The sequence below is a fragment of the Nocardioides montaniterrae genome (genome assembly GCF_054782655.1).
In genome coordinates, this window is sequence record NZ_BAAGSB010000005.1 from 18,056 (window position 1) to 38,182 (window position 20,127).

Consider the following 20,127-nt stretch of genomic DNA (forward strand, 5'->3'; position numbering starts at 1 on the left):
TGCAGCCTATGCAGTGGCACCGACCACGATCGTCGCGACCAGCCCGATGAGCGGCAGGGTCAGCACCGCGATCGGGAGCGGGTCCCACGACCGGGTGACCGGCGGCACCGGCTTCCGGGGCCGGCGCTTGGCCGCGGCAGCGGCCTGCTCGACCAGCTCGCGCACCCGCTCCGCCTGGCTCTCGACCCGGGCCCGGCCGTCCTCGACCACCAGGCCGCGCAGCGGCACCCGCGGCGCCGCCGCGATCCCGCGCATCGGTGTCTGGCCCGCCCGCCCGAGCTCACGGCGCGAGTGGCCGATCGCCGCGCAGCTGTAGCGGCGATCGCCGGTGTCGATCAGGAGGTACTGACCGGCGGAGACCAGCTCGATCTGCTCGCACGGGATCTGCACGGTGCTGAGTGAGCCGACCACGTGGACGTCGCGCTCCCCGAGGCGCACGCACGGGCGCAGCAGCACCGCCCACACCACGCCGGCGAAGAGCAGCAGCCCGCAGCAGACCTCGGCGCTCGTGCCGCTCGGCGAGCCGATGACGAAGGCGACACCGAGCACCACCGCAGCGGCCGCGCCGAGCGCGCCGACGACCAGGCCCCGGGTGGGGCGATAGGTACGCACCCCTCAGTAGAGCCGAACGCGCGGGTCGAGCACCGAGTAGAGGATGTCGACGAAGAAGTTCATCACGACGACGAGCGCGCTGACCACCAGGACGGTGCCGATGATGATCGGCAGGTCCTGGTCACGGATCGCGGTGACCGCCTGCCGGCCGAGACCGTCGAGCTGGAAGACCTGCTCGGTCACGACCGTGCCGCCGGCCAGCGTGGCCAGGTCGATGCCGAACTGGGTGACGACCGGCGTCAGCGCGCTGCGCAGACCGTGCCGCAGGACCACCCTGCGCTCCGAGAGTCCCTTGGCGCGCGCCGTACGGATGTAGTCCTCACTGAGCACCTCGAGCATCGAGCCACGGGTGAACCGGGTGTACGCCGCAGCGGTGAGCAGCGCGAGGGTGATCCACGGCAGGATCAGGTGACGGAACCACTGCCAAGGCCCGTGTTGGGAGTCGGCCAGCGTGCCGTGCCCGAAGAACGGGACGTACCCGCCCGATGGCAGCCAGTTGTTGCCATGCTTGATCAGGGCGTAGACGCCGAGGAGGAACAGCGAGCCCAGCACGAACGACGGCATCGAGTAGAAGAACAGCGCCAGGACGTTGAGCACCCGGTCGAGCAGGCTGCGCGGGCGAACCGCTGAGATCACGCCGCTGCTGATGCCGAGGATGAGCCAGATGACCGCCGCACCGATCGCCACCGAGAAGCTCACCGGGGCGGCGTCACGGATCAGGGAGGTGACCGACTGGTTGTGGTAGTAGTCGTGGCCCAGGTCGCCGTGCATGGCACGCCAGACGAAGTGCCCGAACTGCCACCACAGCGGCTTGTCCAGCCCGAGGCGGTGGTTGATCGAGTCCACGACGGCCTGGGAGGCACCCTTGCCGGCGAGCGTCCGCGCGACGTTGTTCGGCGTCGCGAAGAACAGCGTGAACGTCACGAGCGTGACCAGGAAGATCACCACGAGGCTGGTGATCAGACGGTTGATCAGATAACGGATCACTTCTTCAGCAACCTGTCCGCGTTGGGGTCGAAGGCATCACGGATGCCGTCGCCGAGGAGGTTGAACGCCAGGGTCGTGATGATCAGCGCGATGCCGGGGAACACGACCATCCACCACGCGTGCTCGTAGAGGTTGCCGTTCGCGGCGGCGTTGAGGGTGTCGCCCCAGTCGGCCGTCGGCGCCGGTACGCCGAGTCCGAGGAACGCGAGCGTCGCCTCGCTGACCACGGCGATCGGGATCGTCAGGGAGGCGTAGATGATGACCGGCATCAGCAGGTTCGGCAGCACATCGACGAGCATGATCCTGATGTTCCCGGCCCCGAGGGAGCGCGCGGCTTCGACGAACTCGCGCTCGCGCAGCGAGAGCACCTGGCCGCGCACGATGCGGGCCATGCTCGCCCAGCTGAAGAACGCGATGACGAAGACCGTGATGGCGACCTTCTGGCCGAAGATCGCGACCATGCCGAGACCGACGAGCAGGAACGGCATCGAGAGGACGACGTCCATGAAGCGTGCGAGCACGATGTCGACGACGCCGCCGAGGTAGCCCGCGACCAGGCCGATCCCGACGCCGATGATCACCGCGAGCGCGGTGGACAGCAGGCCGATGCCGAGCGACACGCGGGCGCCGTACACGATCCGGATCAGCAGGTCGCGGCCTCCCTGGTCGGTGCCGAGGAGGTGGCCACCCTGACCCGGCCCGATCGGCAGGCTCTGACCGTTGAGGCCGTTCATGATGTCCTCGTAGTTGGGGTCCTGGCCGACCATGCTGCTGATCAGCGGCGCGAGGATCGCCATCAGGCACAGCAGGATCAGGACCACACCGGAGACCATCGCGACCCGGTCGCGGCGCAGCCGGCGCCAGGCCAGGGCCCACGGACCGCGTGCGACGATCGCGCGCTTCTCGACGGAGGGCGCCGCCGTGGGCGTCGTCACAGGTGTCAGGTCAGACATCGTCGCCTCCCGCGTTCTTCTCGGTCGAGGCCGAGGCCTGGGTCTCGAGGTCGACGTTCACGAAGTCGGCGTCGTCGATGCCGACGTCGGTCTCGTCGATCATCGGCGTGTACGCCGTGAGGTCCTCGCCCGGCTCCAGCGGGTGCCAGCACTCCAGCACCTGGGCCTCGAAGCCGGCACCGGCCAGCACGCGCGGCTCAGGCAGGTCGGTCACGCAGTCGGGGCGTGCCTTGAGGCAGCGGGGGTGGAACCGGCAGCCCGACGGCGGGGCGATCGGCGACGGCGGGTCGCCCGGCAGCACGATCCGCTCACGCTGCTCGGCCTCGTCGGGGTCGGCCGGCGGCAGCGCGGAGAGCAACGAGCGCGTGTAGGGGTGCCGGCTCTCGTCGAACAGCGTGCGCGCGGGCGCGGTCTCCACGATCCGACCGAGGTACATCACCGCGATCCGATCGCTGATGTGGCGCACCACGGACAGGTCGTGGGAGATGAACAGGTAGGTCAGGCCGAACTCGTCCTGCAGTCTCTTGAGCAGGTTGAGCACCTGCGCCTGCACCGACACGTCCAGGGCCGAGACCGGCTCGTCGCAGACGATCAGCTTGGGCCGCAGCGCAACGGCACGCGCTACGCCGATGCGCTGGCGCTGGCCGCCGGAGAAGTCCGCCGGGTAGCGGTTGTAGTGCTCGGGGTTGAGGCCGACCAGCTCCATCAGCTCCTGGACCTGGCGCTTGCGGTCGGCACCCTTGGCCATGCCGTGGATCGCGAACGCGTCGCCGATGATCGAGCCGACGCGGCGGCGCGGGTTCAGCGAGCCGTACGGGTCCTGGAAGATCATCTGCATCTCACGGCGGACCGGACGCATCTGACCGCGCTTGAGCTTGGTGACGTCGCGGCCGTCGAACTCGAGGGTGCCGTCGGTGACGTCGTAGAGCTTGGTGATGCACCGCGCCAGCGTCGACTTGCCACAGCCGGTCTCACCGACCAGGCCGAGGGTCTCGCCCTTGCGGATCTCCAGGCTCACGCCGTCGACGGCGTGGAGGTACTCGCGGTGGCCCAGCAGGCTGGAGGAACGTACGGCGAAGTGCTTGCGTACGTCGCTCGCGCGCAGCAGCACGTCGGAGGGCGAGCCGCCCGTCTCGGCGACGGTCGTCTCGGAGGTGGCACTCATCAGGCACCTTCTCCTTCCAGCTTGAGGGTGCGCAGCGCCTGACGCTCGTCGCGGTACGCCGGCAGCCAGCACGCGGACTCATGGTTCGGCGTGCCGAAGACCGGCATCGGCAGCGGACGCTCCGTGGAGCACCGGGAGAACGCGTAGCGGCACCGCGGCTCGAACGGACAGCCGGGCGGCAGCGAGATCAAGCTCGGTGGGGAGCCCTTGATCGGGCGCAGCTCCTCGCCGGCGGCGACCCGGCCGGGGATCGAGTCGAGCAGCCCCTCGGTGTAGGGGTGGTGGAAGTCGTAGAAGGTGTCACGTCGCGAGGCGCGCTCCATGATGGCGCCGGCGTACATGACCACGACCTCGTCGGCCATCTCGGCGATGACGCCGAGGTCGTGGGTGATCAGGATGATCGCGGTGCCGAACTCCTCCTGGACCTTCTGCATGAGGCCGAGGACCTGGGCCTGCACCGTGACGTCGAGCGCGGTGGTCGGCTCGTCGGCGATCAGCAGGTCGGGGTTGAGCGCCATCGCCATCGCGATCATCACGCGCTGGCGCATGCCGCCGGAGAACTGGTGGGGGTAGTCGTCGACCCGCTTGGTGGGGTGCGGGATGCCGACCATCCCGAGCAGGTCGACCGCGCGGGCCTTGGCCTGCTTGCGGCTGACCGACTTCTCGTGGTTGCGGATCAGCTCGGAGATCTGCCAGCCGACCTTGTACGCCGGGTGCAGCGAGGTGAGCGGGTCCTGGAAGATCATGCCGATCCGCTTGCCGCGCACGGCGCGCAGCTGAGCAGGCTTGGCATGCACCAGGTCGAGCCCGTCGAAGACGGCCGATCCGGTGATGCGGGCACCGCGGGCGAGCCCGGTCAGGGCTTGCGTCGAGACGCTCTTCCCTGAACCGGACTCACCCACGATGCCGAGGGTCCGACCGCGGTCGATCTCGAAGGAGACTCCTCTGACTGCTTGGACGACGCCGTCATCGGTGTCGAAGTTGACCTGGAGGTCGTTGACTTCGAGAAGGGCCACGGTCGGACTACCCCTGCTTTCTTACTTCTTGAAGAAGTCGGCGAGTGCCGACTCGGCCTTGGCCTGGGAGAACGGGTACAGGTCGAAGTCCTTCGACCCGTCGATCTCCTTGGGCAGGACGTGCGTCAGCGGCGGGTAGAGCATGCTCGGTCCCATCGCCTTGAGCATCTCGGCCCGGTTGATCGCGTACGACAGCGCCCGCCGGAACGCCGGGTCCTTCATGGCCCCGTCGTTGTTCGGCGAGATCGTGTTGAACACGATGTACGGGTTCGACGACGACGTCGGGGTCAGGTCGAGGTTCTTGTCGCCCTTCGCCTGCAGGCCGGGCACCTCGGTGCCGAGCGGGAAGGTGTCCCAGAAGGAGTCGTAGTCCGGGCTACCGGTCTGCAGCTTCTTCAGGATGTCGCCCTGGTCACCGGTCTCGTTCGCAACGATCTTCTTGAAGTTCTGCTTGCGGATCGGGTCGGTGCTCTGCTTCCAGACCGGGTTCTGCTCGTAGACGATCGACTTGGCCGGCTTGTACTCGGCGACCTGGTAAGGACCGTTCGAGAGGGTGTGCTGGTTGACGCCCGTGCCGGGGAGGTAGTTGTTGTACTCCTCGGGCACCGGGGTCGACAGTGCCGGCAGCGTCAGCATGTCGGTGAAGTACGGCGAGGCGTGGGTCAGGTGGTAGACCACGGTCGAGTCGTTCGGGGCGGTGACGGCCTTGAACGGCGTGGACTCCATCGCCTTGGTCAGCGACGCCGGGGTGGGCTTGTCGCCGGCCGCCTTGGCGAACGCTGCGCAGTAGTCGTTGTAGCCGTCGAGCAGGTCGGCGTAGTCCGCCGAGCCGCCGAAGGGCTGGACCGGGTTGCAGCTGCGCTCGACGTCGCGGACGACGTCACCGGCGACGACCGGGCGGGCCGGCTTGCTGTTCCACATCACGCCGCTGCGCATGTGGACGGTGACGGTCTTGCCGTCCTTGCTGATCTGCGGCATGCCGGTGGCGATGTCGGGGGCGACCGTGGTGGTCTTCCCCGCGATCGCCGGGTAGCTGTACAGCTGTCGGTTGATCATGCGGAGGTTGACGTAGTCCTGGCTGTAGTAGGACGCCGTCGGGTCCATCCACTCGATGTCGCTGATGCCCAGGAGGTTCAGCGTGTCCGAGTTGGCGCCGGTCTTGACCAGGTTCGTCGGGTCGTACTGCTGGAAGGCCGGGATGGTGATCGCGTTCGAGATGTTCTTGGAGTGGTAGTTCGGGTTGACCGGGTCGGTCAGCGGGACGAACGGGGCGTCCTCCATGACCTGGCGGTCGGCCTGGGCCCACAGCTTGAGCGCCTCAGCGTTGCTGTCGGTGCCGTTCGCCTTCGCGATCAGCGCGTTGGTCTTCGGGCTGTCGTAGAAGCCGAAGTTGCTGCCGGCCGGCGGGAAGGCCTTCTTGCCGTAGAAGAGCGGCAGGAAGAACGACGCCGCGCCGTTGCCGTACCAGTCAGGGCCCCAACCGGCCAGGGTGATGTCCCAGTCGCCGGCCTTGGCCGAGTCGCCCTGGGTCAGGTACTTGGCGTAGAAGTCGCTCTGCGAGGCGGGAAGCCCCTTGACCTTGAGCCCGACCTGCGACAGCTGCTGCTGGAGGTTCTCGAAGCCCTTCTTGCTGGCGGCGGAGTCGGGGCGATACAGGATCGTCAGAGTGACCTGTTGGCCGTTGGACAGCTTGACCGGTCCAGCCGCCTCGTGGTTGTTGTTGCTGCCACAGCCGGCAAGGCCCGCCGTGGCCGCGGTGGCAACGACTATCGCCGGCACCATCCGCTTCATGAACTTGCGCATTCGTCCTCCTCATTGGAGCAAGAGGAGGCCCGAATGAGCACCCCTCGACTGGTGGCCCCGAGCAGGGCACCGAGGGCGACGCTATGCCGTCCGGGTCGCCCGGGGAATCACCGACGAATAACGATCTGGCCACGACGCACGCCGCAGGCGCTCGTCGTGGCCAGATCAGAGGATCACGGGCGGATCAGTCCGCCTGCGGGACATCCTTCGCCGGCTTGGCGTCGACGCCTGCTTCCTTCCGCTGCCCCGGGGTGATCGGAGCCGGGGCCGCGGTGAGCGGGTCGAAGCCGCCACCGGACTTGGGGAAGGCGATGACCTCACGGATCGAGTCGGCCTTGGCCAGCATCGCGACGATGCGGTCCATGCCCACGGCGATGCCGCCGTGCGGCGGGGCGCCGTACTTGAAGGCGTCGAGGAGGAAGCCGAACTTCTCCTGAGCCTCGTCGTCGCTGATGCCCATCACGTTGAAGACGCGCTTCTGGACGTCCTCGCGGTGGATCCGGATCGATCCGCCGCCCAGCTCGCTGCCGTTGCAGACGATGTCGTAGGCGTAGGCCAGCGCGGAGCCGGGGTCGGTGTCGAAGGTGTCGGCGTACTCGGGCTTGGGGCCGGTGAAGGCGTGGTGGACCGCGGTCCACTCCCCCGCGCCGACGGCCACGTCGCCCGAGGCGACCGCGTCACCCGCGGGCTCGAACATGGGGGCGTCGACGACCCACGTGAAGGCGAAGGCGTCCTCGTCGATCAGGCCGCAGCGCTTGCCGATCTCGAGGCGGGCGGCGCCGAGGAGCGCCCGCATCGGCTTGGTCGCACCGGCACCGAAGAAGATGCAGTCACCTGGCTGCGCCCCGACGTGGGCGGCCAGTCCGGCCTTCTCGTCGTCGGAGAGGTTCTTGGCGACGGGGCCGCCGAGCTCGCCGTCCTCCTGCACCAGGACGTAGGCCAGACCGCGGGCGCCGCGCTGCTTGGCCCACTCCTGCCAGGCGTCGAGCTGCTTGCGGGGCTGGCTCGCGCCGCCCGGCATGACCACGGCGCCGACGTACTCGGCCTGGAACACACGGAAGGGGGTGTCCTTGAAGTAGTCCGTGCACTCGACGAGCTCGAGACCCATGCGCAGGTCGGGCTTGTCGGAGCCGTAGAGACGCATCGCGTCGGCGTACGTCATGCGCGGGATGGGCGTCGGGATGGTCTCGCCGATCTGCGCCCACATCGCGGTGAGGACGTCCTCCATGAGGTCGATGACGTCCTCCTGGTCGACGAAGCTCATCTCGATGTCGAGCTGGGTGAACTCCGGCTGGCGGTCGGCGCGGAAGTCCTCGTCGCGGTAGCAGCGCGCGATCTGGAAGTAGCGCTCGAGGCCGCCGACCATCAGCAGCTGCTTGAACAGCTGCGGGCTCTGCGGCAGGGCGTACCAGCTGCCGGGGTGCAGGCGGGCCGGCACCAGGAAGTCACGGGCGCCCTCGGGCGTCGAGCGGGTCAGCGTCGGGGTCTCGACCTCGACGAAGCCGTGCTGGTCGAGCACGTCGCGGGCGGCCTTGTTGACCTTCGAGCGCAGCCGGATCGCGGCGGCCGGGCCGGAGCGGCGCAGGTCGAGGTAGCGGTGCTTGAGGCGCGCCTCCTCGCCGACCTCGCCCGCGGAGCTGGCGTCGTCGATCGGGAACGGCAGCGGAGCGCTGGCGTTGAGCACCTCGAGCTCGGTGACGACGACCTCGACCTCACCGGTCGCCACGTTGGGGTTGACGTTCTCCGGCGTACGGGCGATGACCTCGCCGACGACCTTGATGCAGAACTCGCTGCGCAGGGCGTGGGCCTGGTCCTCGTCGCGGAAGACCGCCTGCACGACGCCGCTGGCGTCGCGCACGTCGATGAAGGTGACCCCGCCGTGATCGCGCCGACGGGCCACCCAGCCAGCGAGGGTGACGGTCTGGCCGACGTGCTCGGCACGCAGGGTGCCGGCGTCGTGTGTGCGGATCAAGAGAGCTGCTCCTTGGTGATCACCTGCGGGCGCAGGTCGGTGGCGGGCGGGGTCCAGGTGGCCGGGTCGACGCTGACCTGCTCCCCCGTGCGGATGTCCTTGGCCTCAAAGCTCGAAGGACCGTCCTCGGCTCCGTCTGCATTGGGGCGCTCGAAGAGGACGAACGGGATGCCGCGCTTCTCGGCGTACTTGATCTGCTTGCCGAACTTGTCGGCCTTGGCCGCGACCTCGGTGGGTACGCCGTTGCGGCGCAGCTGCTGGGCGACGGCATCGGCCGCCGGGCGCGACTCCTCGTTGGCGAGCGCGACGAGAACGGCGCTCGGGACGCTGCGGCCACCGGTCAGGTAGCCCTTCTGCAGCAGAGGGACGAGCAGCCTGCTCAGGCCCAGCGAGATGCCGACGCCGGGGTAGGTGCTGCGGCCGTCGGTCGCGAGGGCGTCGTAGCGACCGCCGGAGCAGATCGAGCCGAGGCCCTCGAAGCCGGTCAGGCGGGTCTCGAAGACCGTGCCGGTGTAGTAGTCGAGGCCGCGGGCGATCTTGAGGTCGGCGACGACCTTGACGGTCTCGGAGGTCACGGGCGCGCAGCCCTCGACGACGGCGGCGAGCTCGGCGAGACCGTCCTCGAGGAGGTCGCTGGCCACACCGAGGGTGCGGACCTGCTCGACGAAGGACGCGTCCTCGGACTCGATGGTGGCGAGCTGGAGGCAGAGGTCGGCCTGCTTCTCGTCGAGGCCGGCGTCGCTCTGCAGCAGCTCGCGGACCTTCTCGACGGGAAGCTTGTCCAGCTTGTCGATGACCTGCATGACCTTGTCGGTGTCGCTCGCGCCGACGCCCTCGTAGAAGCCTTGGATCAGCTTGCGGTTGTTGACCTGGAGCCGGAACCCCGGGAGGAACTCGAGCTGGCTGAGGGCCTCGACCATGACGCGGGCGACCTCGACGTCGTGGTGGAACGGCAGCACGTCGCGACCGACGATGTCGATGTCGGCCTGGGTGAACTCGCGGAAGCGGCCCTCCTGGGGGCGCTCGCCGCGCCACACCTTCTGGATCTGCCAACGGCGGAACGGGAACTCCAGCTTGCCGGCGTTCTCCAGGACGTAACGGGCGAAGGGCACCGTCAGGTCGAAGTGCAGGCCCATGCCGGCGTCGCCGTCGGTGTCGTGCAGGCGCTTGAGGACGTAGACCTCCTTGGAGGTCTCCCCCTTGCGCAGCAGCTGGTCCATCGGCTCGACGGCGCGGGTCTCGATGTTGCCGAACCCGTGCAGCTCGAAGGTGCGCGCCAGGGTGGCGATCACCTGCTGCTCGACCACGCGGTCGGCAGGCAGCAGCTCGGGGAACCCGCTGAGCGGCGTGGGCTTGGCCATCAGTGGCCCCGCGCGCTGTTGCTGGTCGTGTCGGTCTCGATGAGGTCGCGCAGGAACATGTTGGTCGCGCGCTCCTGGCCGATGCTGGTCTGCGCGCCGTGGCCGGGCAGGACGGCGATGTCGTCGCGCAGCGGCAGGATCTTGGTGCGCAGGCTCTCGAGCATCATGGCGTGGTCGCCGCCCGGCAGGTCGGTGCGGCCGATCGACCCCTGGAAGAGCAGGTCGCCGGAGAACATGACCTCGGAGATGTCATCGAGCGCGTACGGCGTACGGAAGATGATCGAGCCCTGGGTGTGGCCCGGCGTGTGGTCGACGTCGAAGGTCAGGCCCGCGACCTCGAACCGCGCGCCGTCGCCGATCTCCACGACGTTGTCCGGCTCGGCGTAGGAGTAGCCGGCCCCGAGCAGCATCTTGGCCGCCTCCGGGCTGTGCGCGGGCATCGGGTCGATGAGCAGGCTGCGGTCCTTGGGGTGGATGTACGCCGTCGCGTCGTACGTCCCCGCCACGGGGGTGACCGAGAACGTGTGGTCGGCGTGGCCGTGCGTCACCAGGACGGCGACGGGCTTGAGCCGGTGCTCTGCGACGATCTGCGCGATCCCCTCTGCGGCGCCCATTCCCGGGTCGATCACGACGCACTCGCTGCCCGCACCAGTGGCAGCGACGTAGCAGTTGGTCCCGAAGGGACCGGCGGGGAATCCGGCGATCAGCACCGACCCAGCCTATCGGCCGGGCAGGGGGTGATTAGCATTGCCTACCGTGACTACCTCCGACTGGGGACGCGTCGACTCCGACGGCACCGTCTACGTGAAGACGAGCGACGGCGAGCGCGCCGTCGGACAGGTGCCAGACGTCTCGGCCGAAGAGGCCCTGGCCTTCTACACCAAGCGGTACGACGCCCTCGCTCTCGAGGTCGACCTGCTGCACAAGCGCGTCTCCACGGGGCTGCTCGGTCCCGACGAGGCAGCCTCCGCGATCAAGACGGTCCGCGGTCAGCTGGCCGAGGCGAACGCCGTCGGCGACCTCGCCGCGCTCGGGGCCAAGCTCGACGAGCTCGGTCCGGTGCTCGCCTCGCAGCGCGAGGCCCGCCGCGCGGAGAAGGCCGCGCGTGGCGCCGAGTCGCGCGCCGCGAAGGAGAAGCTGGCCGAGGAGGCGGAGAAGATCGCCGCCGGCCGCGACTGGCGCGGAGGCGCCAACCGCCTGCGCGAGCTGCTCGACGAGTGGAAGGCGCTCCCCCGTCTCGACCGTGCGGCCGACGACACGCTGTGGAAGCGCTTCTCGTCGGCGCGGTCGGCGTACACCAAGGCGCGCAAGGCGCACTTCGCCGAGCAGGACTCCAAGCGCGCGGGTGCGCAGGTCGTCAAGCAGCGGCTCGCCGAGGAGGCCGAGAAGCTGGCCGACTCCACCGACTGGGGCCTGACCTCGGGCCGCTACCGCGAGCTGATGCGCCAGTGGAAGGCGGCCGGTCCGGCCCCCAAGGGCATCGACGACGAGCTGTGGGCTCGGTTCCGCGGCGCCCAGGACAAGTTCTTCGGCGCCCGCGACGCCGCCAACTCGGCGATGGACGAGGAGTTCACCGCCAACGCGGTCGTCAAGGAGCAGCTGCTGGTCGAGGCCGAGGCGCTGCTGCCCGTGACCGACCTCGCTGCCGCGAAGGCGGCCTTCCGCGACCTGGCTGACCGCTGGGATGCCGCCGGCAAGGTCCCCCGCGACCGGATGAAGGACCTCGAGGGCCGCATCCGCGCCGTCGAGCAGGCCATCCGCAAGGTCGAGGACGACCAGTGGAAGCGCACCGACCCCGAGAAGTCCGCCCGCGCCGACGACATGGTCTCCAAGCTCGAGGCCGCCATCGCCGAGGCCGAGGCCAAGCTCGAGAAGGCCCGCGCCGCCGGCGATGCCAAGAAGGTCAAGGAGCTCGAGGCCAACCTCGAGGGTCGTCGTTCGTTCCTGGAGATGGCCAAGAAGGCGTCCGCAGAGTTTTCCTAGGGCGACCGCGCACCGGTTGGAATCACCGGTTCACCGGTGATTCCTGCACTTCCACCCCGTTGCATTGGTCTGGAAGTGCAGGAACTGGTGAGAGCCAGTGACTGGTGGGGCCTGTGGGGTCAGCTCGCCGTACGCCGCCGGGCAACGGAAGCGATGAACGCGCGCAGGCGTACGGCGAGACGCGCCGGGTCGGCCAGATCGGCCCACACGATGCGGAAGCACGCCCAACCGGTCAGCTCCCGAACGCGATCCTCCCGTCGCTTCTCCGCAATGACGGCGTCAGCGACGCTCTCGCCGGGGCGGCGGTATTTTTCGTACTTCTGGCGTCCATCGAACTCGATCCAGAAGCCCCGCTCGGGATCGGCGAAGTCGAGCCGCGCGACCAGGTTCCCGTCATCGAAGATCTCCAGCTGGACCTCTGGGATCCGGAAGCCAGCTCGCCACAGGAAGTGAGCGACCCGCGACTCTCCGACCGACTCGATCTTCGGATTGGCGAGCTGGAGAACCAGCCTGGTCTGCAACGATCGGGGCCACCGGTCCATCTCGGCGTCGTACCTCGCGGCAAGCTGCTCGAGCGTGAAGTCGCCTCGATGCAGGTAGAAGTTGGTGACCGCGAGCGCAGGAGCGAGCCCGGCGACCGTTGCCAGCTCGAGGCTGGCGCGCAACGGGGAGCTCAATCGGGTGCCGTGCTCCTCCACGACATCGCCGTCGCGGAGCCGTCCGCTGTGCTGCTGGATCCCGGCCTCCTTGCGGCCGGACCGTTGGTCGTCGCGGGTGACGTGGACGTTCGCGAGCTCGAGCCCCCACATGGGCCCATCGGTCAGGGCGACCGCCGACACATGGCTCAGCCAGAGATTGGTGCGCCGTTGCACGTACAGGAATCACCGGTGAACCGGTGATTCCTGCGCGAGGAGCCGGCTAGGCCGTCACCCGGTACACGTCGAACACCCCGGGCACAGCCCGAACAGCGGCGAGGACGGTGTCGAGGTGCTTGGCGTCGGCCATCTCGAAGGTGAAGCGGAGCTTGGCGACGCGGTCGCGGGAGGTGGTCAGATTGGCCGACTGGAGCGAGAGATGCGCGTCGGAGAGGACCAGGGTGATGTCGGTGAGGAGCCGCGAGCGGTCGAGGGCCTCGACCTGGATGTTGACCAGGAACGAGGAGTTGCCGGTGGGAGCCCACTCGACCTCGAGGACCTTCTCGGGCTGGCCGAGGAGGTTGGCCGCGTTGGTGCAGTCCTTGCGGTGCACCGAGACTCCCCCGCCCTTGGTGACGAAGCCGAGGATGTCGTCGGGCGGGACCGGCGTGCAGCACTTGGCGAGCTTGATCCAGACGTCCGGGGCGCCCTTGACGATCACGCCGCTGTCGCCGCCGCCGGCGAGGCGCGACCTCGAGCGGCGACCGGTGATCGTGACGGCCTCGGCGAGGTCCTCCTGCGCTCCCTCGCCGCCGCCGTGCATCTCCACCACACGGCGTACGACGGTCTGCGCGCTGAGGTTGCTCTCGCCGACCGCGGCGTACAGGGCGGAGACGTCGGCGAGCTTGAACTGCTCGGCGACGTGCGAGAGCGAGTCGTGGGACAGCAGCCGCTTGAGGGGCAGACCCTCCTTGCGCATCAGCTTGGCGATCTCGTCCTTGCCGTGGTCGATCGCCTCCTCGCGCCGTTCCTTGGTGAACCACTGACGGATCTTGGAACGCGCCCGCTGCGACTTCACGAAGCCGAGCCAGTCCTGCGACGGGCCCGCGGTCGGCGACTTGGAGGTGAACACCTCGACGACGTCGCCGTTCTCCAGCGTCGACTCGAGCGGGACGAGCCGGCCGTTCACCCGGGCACCGATCGTCTTGTACCCGACCTCGGTGTGTACGGCGAACGCGAAGTCGACCGGCGTGGCGCCGGTCGGGAGCGCGATCACGTCACCGCGCGGGGTGAAGACGTAGGTCTCGGCCTGGTTGATCTCGAAGCGCAGCGACTCCAGGAACTCGCCCGGGTCCTCGACCTCGGACTGCCAGTCGAGCAGCTGACGCACCCAGGACATGTCGTCCATGTCGCCGCGCTTGTCGGTGTCCTGGCCGGTGCGGCCGTCCTCCTTGTACTTCCAGTGCGCCGCGACGCCGTACTCGGCCCGACGATGCATCGCGAAGGTGCGCACCTGCATCTCGACCGGCTTGCCCTGCGGCCCGATCACGGTCGTGTGCAGCGACTGGTACATGTTGAACTTCGGCATCGCGACGTAGTCCTTGAACCGCCCGAGCACCGGGTTCCAGCGCGAGTGCAGGACACCGAGGACGCCGTAGCAGTCGCGGTCCTGCTCGACCAGGATCCGGATGCCGACCAGGTCGTAGATGTCGGCGAAGTCGCGGCCGCCGACGATCATCTTCTGGTAGATTGAGTAGTAGTGCTTCGGGCGACCGGTCACGGTCGCCTTGATCTTCGCCTCGCGCAGGTCGCCCTCGACCTGGTTGATCACCTCGGCCAGGAAGTTGTCGCGCGAGGGCGCGCGCTCCGCGACCATCCGCACGATCTCGTCGTAGATCTTCGGGTGCAGCGTCGCGAACGAGAGGTCCTCGAGCTCCCACTTGATCGTGTTCATGCCGAGGCGGTGGGCCAGCGGCGCATAGATGTCGAGCGTCTCGCGCGCCTTGCGCTCCTGCGTCGACTGCTTGACGAACCGCAGGGTCCGCATGTTGTGCAGCCGGTCGGCGAGCTTGATGACCAGGACCCGGATGTCGCGCGACATCGCGACGATCATCTTGCGGATCGTCTCGGCGTTGGCGTTCTCGCCGTACACGACCTTGTCGAGCTTGGTGACGCCGTCGACGAGCTGGGCCACCTCGTCACCGAAGTCGCGCCGGCACTGCTCCAGGGTGTACTCGGTGTCCTCCACCGTGTCGTGCAGAAGCGCCGCCACCAGCGTTGCCTCGGTCATGCCGATGCCGGCGAGGATCGTCGTCACCGCGAGCGGGTGGGTGATGTACGGCTCGCCGCTCTTGCGCTTCTGGTCGCCGTGCAGGCGTTCGGCCGTCAGGTACGCGCGCTCCAGGAGCGCCAGGTCGGCCTTCGGGTGATTGGCGCGTACGGCGCGGAACAGCGACTCGAGCACCGGGTTCGGACTCGTCCGCGAGCCCATCCGCGCGAGTCGGGCGCGTACTGCCGAGGGGCGCGGTGTGGTGCGTTCCTCGGTCATTGCACCAGTCTAGTGAGGACGCGCCTGCCGGCGCAGGGACCTCAGATTGTCAGCAGCGAGGTGACTCGGCGCCCGGCGACCGCCGCGCGGCCCGGCAGGAACGACAGATCCATCAGGAACGCCAGGCCGACGACGCTCGCACCGGCCCGCTCGACGAGCTCGCAGGTGGCCTGCGCCGTACCGCCGGTGGCGAGGACGTCGTCGACGACGAGCACCCGCTCCCCCGGCGCCAAGGCATCGGCCTGGATCTCCAACGTCGCGGTGCCGTACTCGAGCGCGTAGTCGACCGAGAGCAGCTCGCCGGGCAGCTTGCCGGGCTTGCGCGCGGGGACGAACCCGACGCCGAGGGCCAACGCGACGGGCGCGCCGAGGAGGAAGCCGCGGGACTCCATCCCGACCACCTTGTCGACGACCACGTCATCGCCGGAGCGTCCGGCGGCCGCCAGCGCATCCACCACCGCCGCGAACCCGGCGGGGTCCGCGAGCAGCGGCATGATGTCCTTGAACAGCACGCCCTCCGACGGGAAGTCCGGGACGTCCCGCACCAGCCGCTGGAGTACGCCGGAAGCCGACTCTCCTGCCAGGTCCACGAGCGTGCTCAGCGCTGCGAGCGCGGCTTGCGCTTGGGCTGCGTGCGCCCCGCAGCACCGCTCTCGCCGGTCGGCCGGTGCTGATCGGGCAGCGTGCGTCCCTTGCCCATCGCCGAGCTCTTCGGCTCGGGGCGGGGCGTCGTGGGCGCCTCGTAGCCATCGACGTCGACCGGCTTGGCGCCGGACTGGTTCGAGGTCTTGCCGACCGCCTCCTCCGTGCCGAGGGGCATGTTCTCGCGGAACGTCGGGATGGCGGCGTACGGGTCGACCGCGGCAGCGGCCTTGGCCCGAGCGGCACGGCGGGCCTGCTCCTGGATCGGCGTCTCGCGGCCCTTGAGGTGCACGATGACGCGCGGGGCGAGCATGACCGAGGAGTAGACGCCGGCGCCCATGCCGACGAACTGCGCGAGCGCGAGGTCCTTCAGCGAGCTGGCGCCGAGGAGCGCCGAGCTGACGAACAGGATCGCGCCGATCGGGATGAGCGCGACGATCGAGGTGTTGATCGAGCGCACCAGGGTCTGGTTGACGGCGAGGTTGGTCGCGTCGGCGTACGACTGCGTCTTCTTGCGGAGCTTGGTGGTGTTCTCCTTGATCTTGTCGAAGACGACCACCGTGTCGTAGAGCGAGAAGCCGAGGATCGCGAGCAGGCCGGTGACCGCGGCAGGCGTCACCTCGAAGCCGGAGAGCGCGTAGATGCCGATCGTGATCGCGCAGTCGTGGATCAGCGCGATGAGCGCGCCGACCGACATCTTCCACTCGCGGAAGTAGGCCCAGATGAAGATCACGACGAGGACCAGGAAGATCGCGACACCGAGCGCTGCCCGGTTGGCGACCTCCTTGCCCCAGCTCGGACCGATGTCGGTCTTGGAGATCGCCTGGTCCTTCGCGGTCTGCGGGAAGGTCTTCTCGATGACCGCCGTGACCTGCTCACGCTCGGACTGGTTGAGGCTCTCGGTCTGCACCGTGAGCGCCTCGTTGCCGGCCGTGGTGACCTGCGGCGTGCCGGCGTTCTTGACGTGCGCGTCGGCGATCGCGGAGGCGAGCTTGTCGGCGTTGGACTGCGTGGCGTTGCCCGAGCCGACGTTCGCGCTGAACGAGGTACCGCCCGTGAACTCGACACCGAAGTTCAGGCCACGGAACACCACGCCGCTGAGCGCGAGCGCGATGATGCAGATGGAGACGGCGTACCAGAACCACGGCCGGCCGACGAAGTCGATGGACTTGCGACCCTGGTAGAGATCGTTGCCCAGACGAGACATCTTGCCCATGTCAGGCCTGCCCTCCCATGGTGCTCGGCACATCCGTGCCGAGGGTCTCCTTGCTGAGTCCGGACCACTTGCCGCCCGAGTTGAACGTCTTGAACTGAGCCAGCCACGACACCATCGGCTTGGTGAACCAGAACAGCACCGCGAGGTCGACGACCGTGGACAGGCCGAGCGCGAAGCCGAAGCCCTTCACGACGCCGCTGGCGAAGATGTACAGCACCAGCGCAGACAGGATCGAGACCGTGTTGGCGGCGAGGCGGGTGACCCGCGCGCGGTGCCAACCGGACTCGACCGCGACGCGCATCGACTTGCCGTCACGCATCTCGTCACGGATGCGTTCGAAGAAGATGACGAACGAGTCGGCGGTGATGCCGACCGCGATGATCAGACCCGCGATGCCGGGCAGCGTCAGCGTGAAGCCCGCGCTCTTGGCCAGCAGCAGCACCAGGGCATAGGTGATCGCGGCCGCGACGAACAGCGACGCGACGACGACCAGGCCGAGGCCGCGGTAGTAGAGCAGGCAGTAGAGCATGACCAGCGCGAGGCCGATGGCGCCCGCGAGCATGCCGGCGTGCAGCTGGTTGCCGGCGAGCGAGGGGCCGATGGTGACGGTGCTGGGCTTGTTGAACGCGATCGGCAGGGCGCCGTACTTGAGGCTGGTGGCCAGCGCCTGCGCGCTGTCCTCGGTGAAGCTGCCGCTGATCATCGACTTGCCGTCGGTGATCACGCCGTCCATGGTCGGAGCCGAGATGACCTTGCTGTCCAGCACGATGGCGAACTTCTTGCCGGTGCCGTGCAGCTTGCTGGTGAGGGTGGCGAAGTCGTCCTCGGCGCCGGTCGAGTTCTTCGGGTAGGCCTTGCTCTTGTCGTTGCCCATGGTCAGGTTGACCTGCCACTGGATCTGGCCGGTCTGCACGCCCGCGCTCGCGTCGGTCAGCTCGGTTCCCTCCACGATCGAGGGCGAGAGGAGGTACTTGACCGGCCGGTCCATCTTCGGGTCGCCGCAGGTGACCATCGGCTTGGCCGGGTCGTCCTCGACCTTGGCCGGCTTGTTGGTGGCCGCATCGAGGAGGACGCCCTGGGGCGAGCAGCTGTACTTCGCGAACTCGGCGATCGAGGCGGCATCGGGCGACGCCGACCAGGCCATCGCGGCCTCGACGGTGTTGGGGTCCTTCGCATCGGTGGTCCCGCTCGGCGCGGCGGTGGTCGACGCCGTGGCGGTCGGCGAGGCGGTCGCGGAGGCACTCGGCCTGGGCTTGGGCTTGGCCGCGACCCGCCCGAAGCCGGGTGCGACGCGGCCGTTGCCGGTGGTCACCGGACCGGGGGCCGGGGCCTGGGCGGACGCGCACGCGTCGGACTGGTCCTGCTCACAGGCCACCAGGCGGAACCGCAGCACGGCCTGCCGCTTGGCGATCTCCTCGAGCTGGTCGGCATGGCTGGTCGACTTGGGGATCGAGACCAGGATGTGGTTGGAACCCTGGGTGTTGACCGCGACCTCCGAGACACCCGAGGAGTTGACCCGCTGGTCGATGATCTTGCGCGCCTCGTCGAGGTTCTCCTTGGTCGGGGACCCCTTCGCCGTCAGCGTGATCTGGGTGCCGCCCTCGAGGTCGAGACCGAGCGCAGGCTTCCAGGTGCCGGTGAAGGCGGCCAGGCCGTACAGGATGGCCATCCCGAGGCAGAAGATCAGCAGGCTCCGGCCGGGCCGGTGGCGTCGCGCCGCCATGGGTCAGTCCTCTCCGTCGACGGCGCTCTCGCCATCGGTGGTGGTGTACGTCGAGTCGTCCGCGTCGGCGTCAGCGGTGTCGTCCGCCTCGGTGTCCCGGTGGATCTTGGAGGCGATCGCCCCGCGCAGCACACGGATCACGACGCCCTCGGCGACCTCGATGCCGAGGTGGTCGTCGGTGATCTCGGCGACCGTGCCGAACACGCCCGACGTGAGCACGACGTCCTCGCCGATCTCCACGCTGCGCTGCATCGTCAGAGCCTCGGCCTGGCGGCGCTGGGCCGGCCGGATCATGAACAGCCACATCAGCACGAGCGTGACGAGGAGGGGCAGGAGCACAAGCACGTGGGGGCTACTTCCAGAGAGACTGCGGACCGTCCGGCAGTGTAGCCAGGGACACGTCAGCCTCCCCGGCCCGGCCTGCACTCAGTCGGCGAAGAGCGTGCCGTCCCCACCGTCGAGAGGTACGACGGGCGGGGTCAGCCCCAGGTGCAGCCAGGCCGCCCGCGTCGCGATGCGCCCGCGAGGGGTGCGGGCGAGGAAGCCGTTGCGGACCAGGAACGGCTCGGCGACCTCCTCGACCGTCTCGCGCTCCTCGCCCACGGCGACGGCAAGCGTCGAGACGCCGACCGGTCCGCCGCCGAAGCGGCTGCAGAGCGCGTGGATGACCGCACGGTCGAGACGGTCCAGGCCGAGCCGGTCGACCTCGTAGAGGTCGAGGGCCGCCTCGGCGACGGGCCGCGTCACGATGCCGTCGGCGCGCACCTGGGCGAAGTCGCGCACCCGGCGGAGCAGACGGTTGGCGATCCGTGGGGTGCCGCGCGAGCGTGAGGCGATCTCCGCGGAGCCCTCCTCGGTGAGCTCGACGCCGAGCAGACCGGCGGAGCGGTGCACGATCAGGTCGAGCTCGTGCGGCTCGTAGAACTCCAGGTGCGCGGTGAAGCCGAACCGGTCGCGCAGCGGCCCCGGCAGCAGGCCGGCCCGCGTGGTCGCTCCGACCAGCGTGAACTGCGGGATGTCGAGCGGGATGGCCGTCGCACCGGGCCCCTTGCCGATGACGACGTCGACCCGGAAGTCCTCCATGGCGAGGTAGAGCATCTCCTCGGCGGGGCGCGACATCCGGTGGATCTCGTCGATGAAGAGGACGTCGCCCTCGTTGAGGCCGGACAGGATCGAGGCCAGGTCGCCGGCATGCGTGATGGCCGGCCCGCTGGTCACCCGGAGCGCGGCGCCCATCTCGGCCGCGATGATCATCGACAGCGTGGTCTTGCCCAGGCCCGGAGGCCCGGAGAGCAGGACGTGGTCCGGCGTACGGCCTCGTTGCTTGGCGGCCTCGAGGACCAGGCCGAGCTGGTCGCGCACGCGCACCTGGCCGACGACCTCGTCGAGGGTCTTGGGACGCAGCGCCGCCTCGACCGCGCGCTCGTCGCCCTCGGCGTCGACCGCGGTCAGCGAGCGGAGGTAGCCCTCCTCGGCCTCGGCGAGCTCGTCCTCGTGGAAAGGCATGCGGA

The 20,127-nt window shown here is 69.0% G+C and carries 17 protein-coding genes; 1 reads left to right on the plus strand and 16 read right to left on the minus strand.

Annotation, left to right across the window (positions count from 1 at the left end):
• Positions 1 to 6: 6 nt before the first annotated feature.
• From ACYVJ3_RS09660 to ACYVJ3_RS09700, 9 genes are all read right to left on the minus strand, one after another.
• On the minus strand, positions 7 to 612 hold the full coding sequence (locus tag ACYVJ3_RS09660) for a hypothetical protein (RefSeq protein WP_460852750.1): 606 nt from the start codon (positions 610 to 612) through the stop codon (positions 7 to 9).
• A 3-nt stretch (positions 613 to 615) separates the two neighbouring features.
• Positions 616 to 1,599 carry an ABC transporter permease gene (locus tag ACYVJ3_RS09665; protein WP_460852751.1) on the minus strand — a complete coding sequence of 328 codons (984 nt, stop codon included), beginning with the start codon at positions 1,597 to 1,599 and terminating at the stop codon, positions 616 to 618.
• On the minus strand, positions 1,596 to 2,534 hold the full coding sequence (locus tag ACYVJ3_RS09670) for an ABC transporter permease (RefSeq protein WP_460852752.1): 939 nt from the start codon (positions 2,532 to 2,534) through the stop codon (positions 1,596 to 1,598). Before ACYVJ3_RS09670 ends, ACYVJ3_RS09665 begins: the two co-directional genes overlap by 4 nt.
• Before the next feature lie 10 nt (positions 2,535 to 2,544).
• The gene (locus tag ACYVJ3_RS09675) at positions 2,545 to 3,717 is read right to left on the minus strand and encodes an ABC transporter ATP-binding protein (RefSeq protein WP_460852753.1); all 1,173 of its coding nucleotides are present in this window, start codon (positions 3,715 to 3,717) and stop codon (positions 2,545 to 2,547) included.
• Entirely contained in the window at positions 3,717 to 4,733 is a 1,017-nt protein-coding gene (locus tag ACYVJ3_RS09680) for an ABC transporter ATP-binding protein (RefSeq protein ID WP_460852754.1), read from the minus strand. The genes ACYVJ3_RS09675 and ACYVJ3_RS09680 overlap by 1 nt, the downstream gene beginning before the upstream one ends.
• Positions 4,734 to 4,754: 21 nt before the next feature.
• Positions 4,755 to 6,536 carry an ABC transporter substrate-binding protein gene (locus tag ACYVJ3_RS09685; RefSeq protein WP_460852755.1) on the minus strand — a complete coding sequence of 594 codons (1,782 nt, stop codon included), beginning with the start codon at positions 6,534 to 6,536 and terminating at the stop codon, positions 4,755 to 4,757.
• A gap of 184 nt (positions 6,537 to 6,720) precedes the next feature.
• Entirely contained in the window at positions 6,721 to 8,508 is a 1,788-nt protein-coding gene (gene aspS, locus ACYVJ3_RS09690) for an aspartate--tRNA ligase (RefSeq protein WP_460852756.1), read from the minus strand.
• Positions 8,505 to 9,869: a histidine--tRNA ligase gene (gene hisS / locus ACYVJ3_RS09695; RefSeq protein WP_460852757.1), complete on the minus strand. Its 1,365-nt coding sequence runs from the start codon at positions 9,867 to 9,869 to the stop codon at positions 8,505 to 8,507. The genes aspS and hisS overlap by 4 nt, the downstream gene beginning before the upstream one ends.
• Complete coding sequence (locus tag ACYVJ3_RS09700) at positions 9,869 to 10,579, minus strand: MBL fold metallo-hydrolase (protein WP_460852758.1); 711 nt, start codon at positions 10,577 to 10,579, stop codon at positions 9,869 to 9,871. Before ACYVJ3_RS09700 ends, hisS begins: the two co-directional genes overlap by 1 nt.
• Positions 10,580 to 10,625: 46 nt before the next feature.
• Between ACYVJ3_RS09700 and ACYVJ3_RS09705 the strand changes: the two genes are divergently transcribed.
• On the plus strand, positions 10,626 to 11,852 hold the full coding sequence (locus ACYVJ3_RS09705) for a DUF349 domain-containing protein (protein ID WP_460852759.1): 1,227 nt from the start codon (positions 10,626 to 10,628) through the stop codon (positions 11,850 to 11,852).
• A 119-nt stretch (positions 11,853 to 11,971) separates the two neighbouring features.
• On the opposite strand, the gene ACYVJ3_RS09710 is transcribed toward ACYVJ3_RS09705, so the two are convergent.
• From ACYVJ3_RS09710 to ruvB, 7 genes are all read right to left on the minus strand, one after another.
• Entirely contained in the window at positions 11,972 to 12,661 is a 690-nt protein-coding gene (locus ACYVJ3_RS09710; RefSeq protein WP_460852760.1) for a hypothetical protein, read from the minus strand.
• A gap of 109 nt (positions 12,662 to 12,770) precedes the next feature.
• A complete protein-coding gene (locus tag ACYVJ3_RS09715) occupies positions 12,771 to 15,035 on the minus strand; it encodes a RelA/SpoT family protein (protein ID WP_460852761.1) in 2,265 nt (754 codons plus the stop codon).
• A 41-nt stretch (positions 15,036 to 15,076) separates the two neighbouring features.
• The gene (locus tag ACYVJ3_RS09720) at positions 15,077 to 15,625 is read right to left on the minus strand and encodes an adenine phosphoribosyltransferase (RefSeq protein ID WP_460852762.1); all 549 of its coding nucleotides are present in this window, start codon (positions 15,623 to 15,625) and stop codon (positions 15,077 to 15,079) included.
• Between the two features lie 8 nt (positions 15,626 to 15,633).
• Positions 15,634 to 16,893, minus strand: coding sequence for a protein translocase subunit SecF (gene secF / locus ACYVJ3_RS09725; RefSeq protein WP_460852763.1), 1,260 nt, complete (start codon positions 16,891 to 16,893; stop codon positions 15,634 to 15,636).
• 1 nt (position 16,894) lies between these two features.
• A complete protein-coding gene (gene secD / locus ACYVJ3_RS09730; RefSeq protein WP_460852764.1) occupies positions 16,895 to 18,616 on the minus strand; it encodes a protein translocase subunit SecD in 1,722 nt (573 codons plus the stop codon).
• Between the two features lie 3 nt (positions 18,617 to 18,619).
• The gene (gene yajC / locus ACYVJ3_RS09735) at positions 18,620 to 18,961 is read right to left on the minus strand and encodes a preprotein translocase subunit YajC (RefSeq protein ID WP_460852765.1); all 342 of its coding nucleotides are present in this window, start codon (positions 18,959 to 18,961) and stop codon (positions 18,620 to 18,622) included.
• Positions 18,962 to 19,042: 81 nt separating this feature from the next.
• A complete protein-coding gene (gene ruvB, locus ACYVJ3_RS09740) occupies positions 19,043 to 20,122 on the minus strand; it encodes a Holliday junction branch migration DNA helicase RuvB (RefSeq protein ID WP_460852766.1) in 1,080 nt (359 codons plus the stop codon).
• Positions 20,123 to 20,127: the final 5 nt, after the last annotated feature.

Excerpts from the sequence above, each read along its gene's own strand:
- ACYVJ3_RS09710 (WP_460852760.1), bottom strand. The coding sequence starts at position 12,661 with ATGTGGGGGCTCGAGCTCGCGAACGTCCACGTCACCCGCGACGACCAA.
- secD (WP_460852764.1), bottom strand. The coding sequence starts at position 18,616 with ATGGCGGCGCGACGCCACCGGCCCGGCCGGAGCCTGCTGATCTTCTGC.
- ACYVJ3_RS09715 (WP_460852761.1), bottom strand. The coding sequence starts at position 15,035 with ATGACCGAGGAACGCACCACACCGCGCCCCTCGGCAGTACGCGCCCGA.
- ACYVJ3_RS09675 (WP_460852753.1), bottom strand. The coding sequence starts at position 3,717 with ATGAGTGCCACCTCCGAGACGACCGTCGCCGAGACGGGCGGCTCGCCC.
- secF (WP_460852763.1), bottom strand. The coding sequence starts at position 16,893 with ATGGGCAAGATGTCTCGTCTGGGCAACGATCTCTACCAGGGTCGCAAG.
- ACYVJ3_RS09685 (WP_460852755.1), bottom strand. The coding sequence starts at position 6,536 with ATGCGCAAGTTCATGAAGCGGATGGTGCCGGCGATAGTCGTTGCCACC.
- ruvB (WP_460852766.1), bottom strand. The coding sequence starts at position 20,122 with ATGCCTTTCCACGAGGACGAGCTCGCCGAGGCCGAGGAGGGCTACCTC.
- hisS (WP_460852757.1), bottom strand. The coding sequence starts at position 9,869 with ATGGCCAAGCCCACGCCGCTCAGCGGGTTCCCCGAGCTGCTGCCTGCC.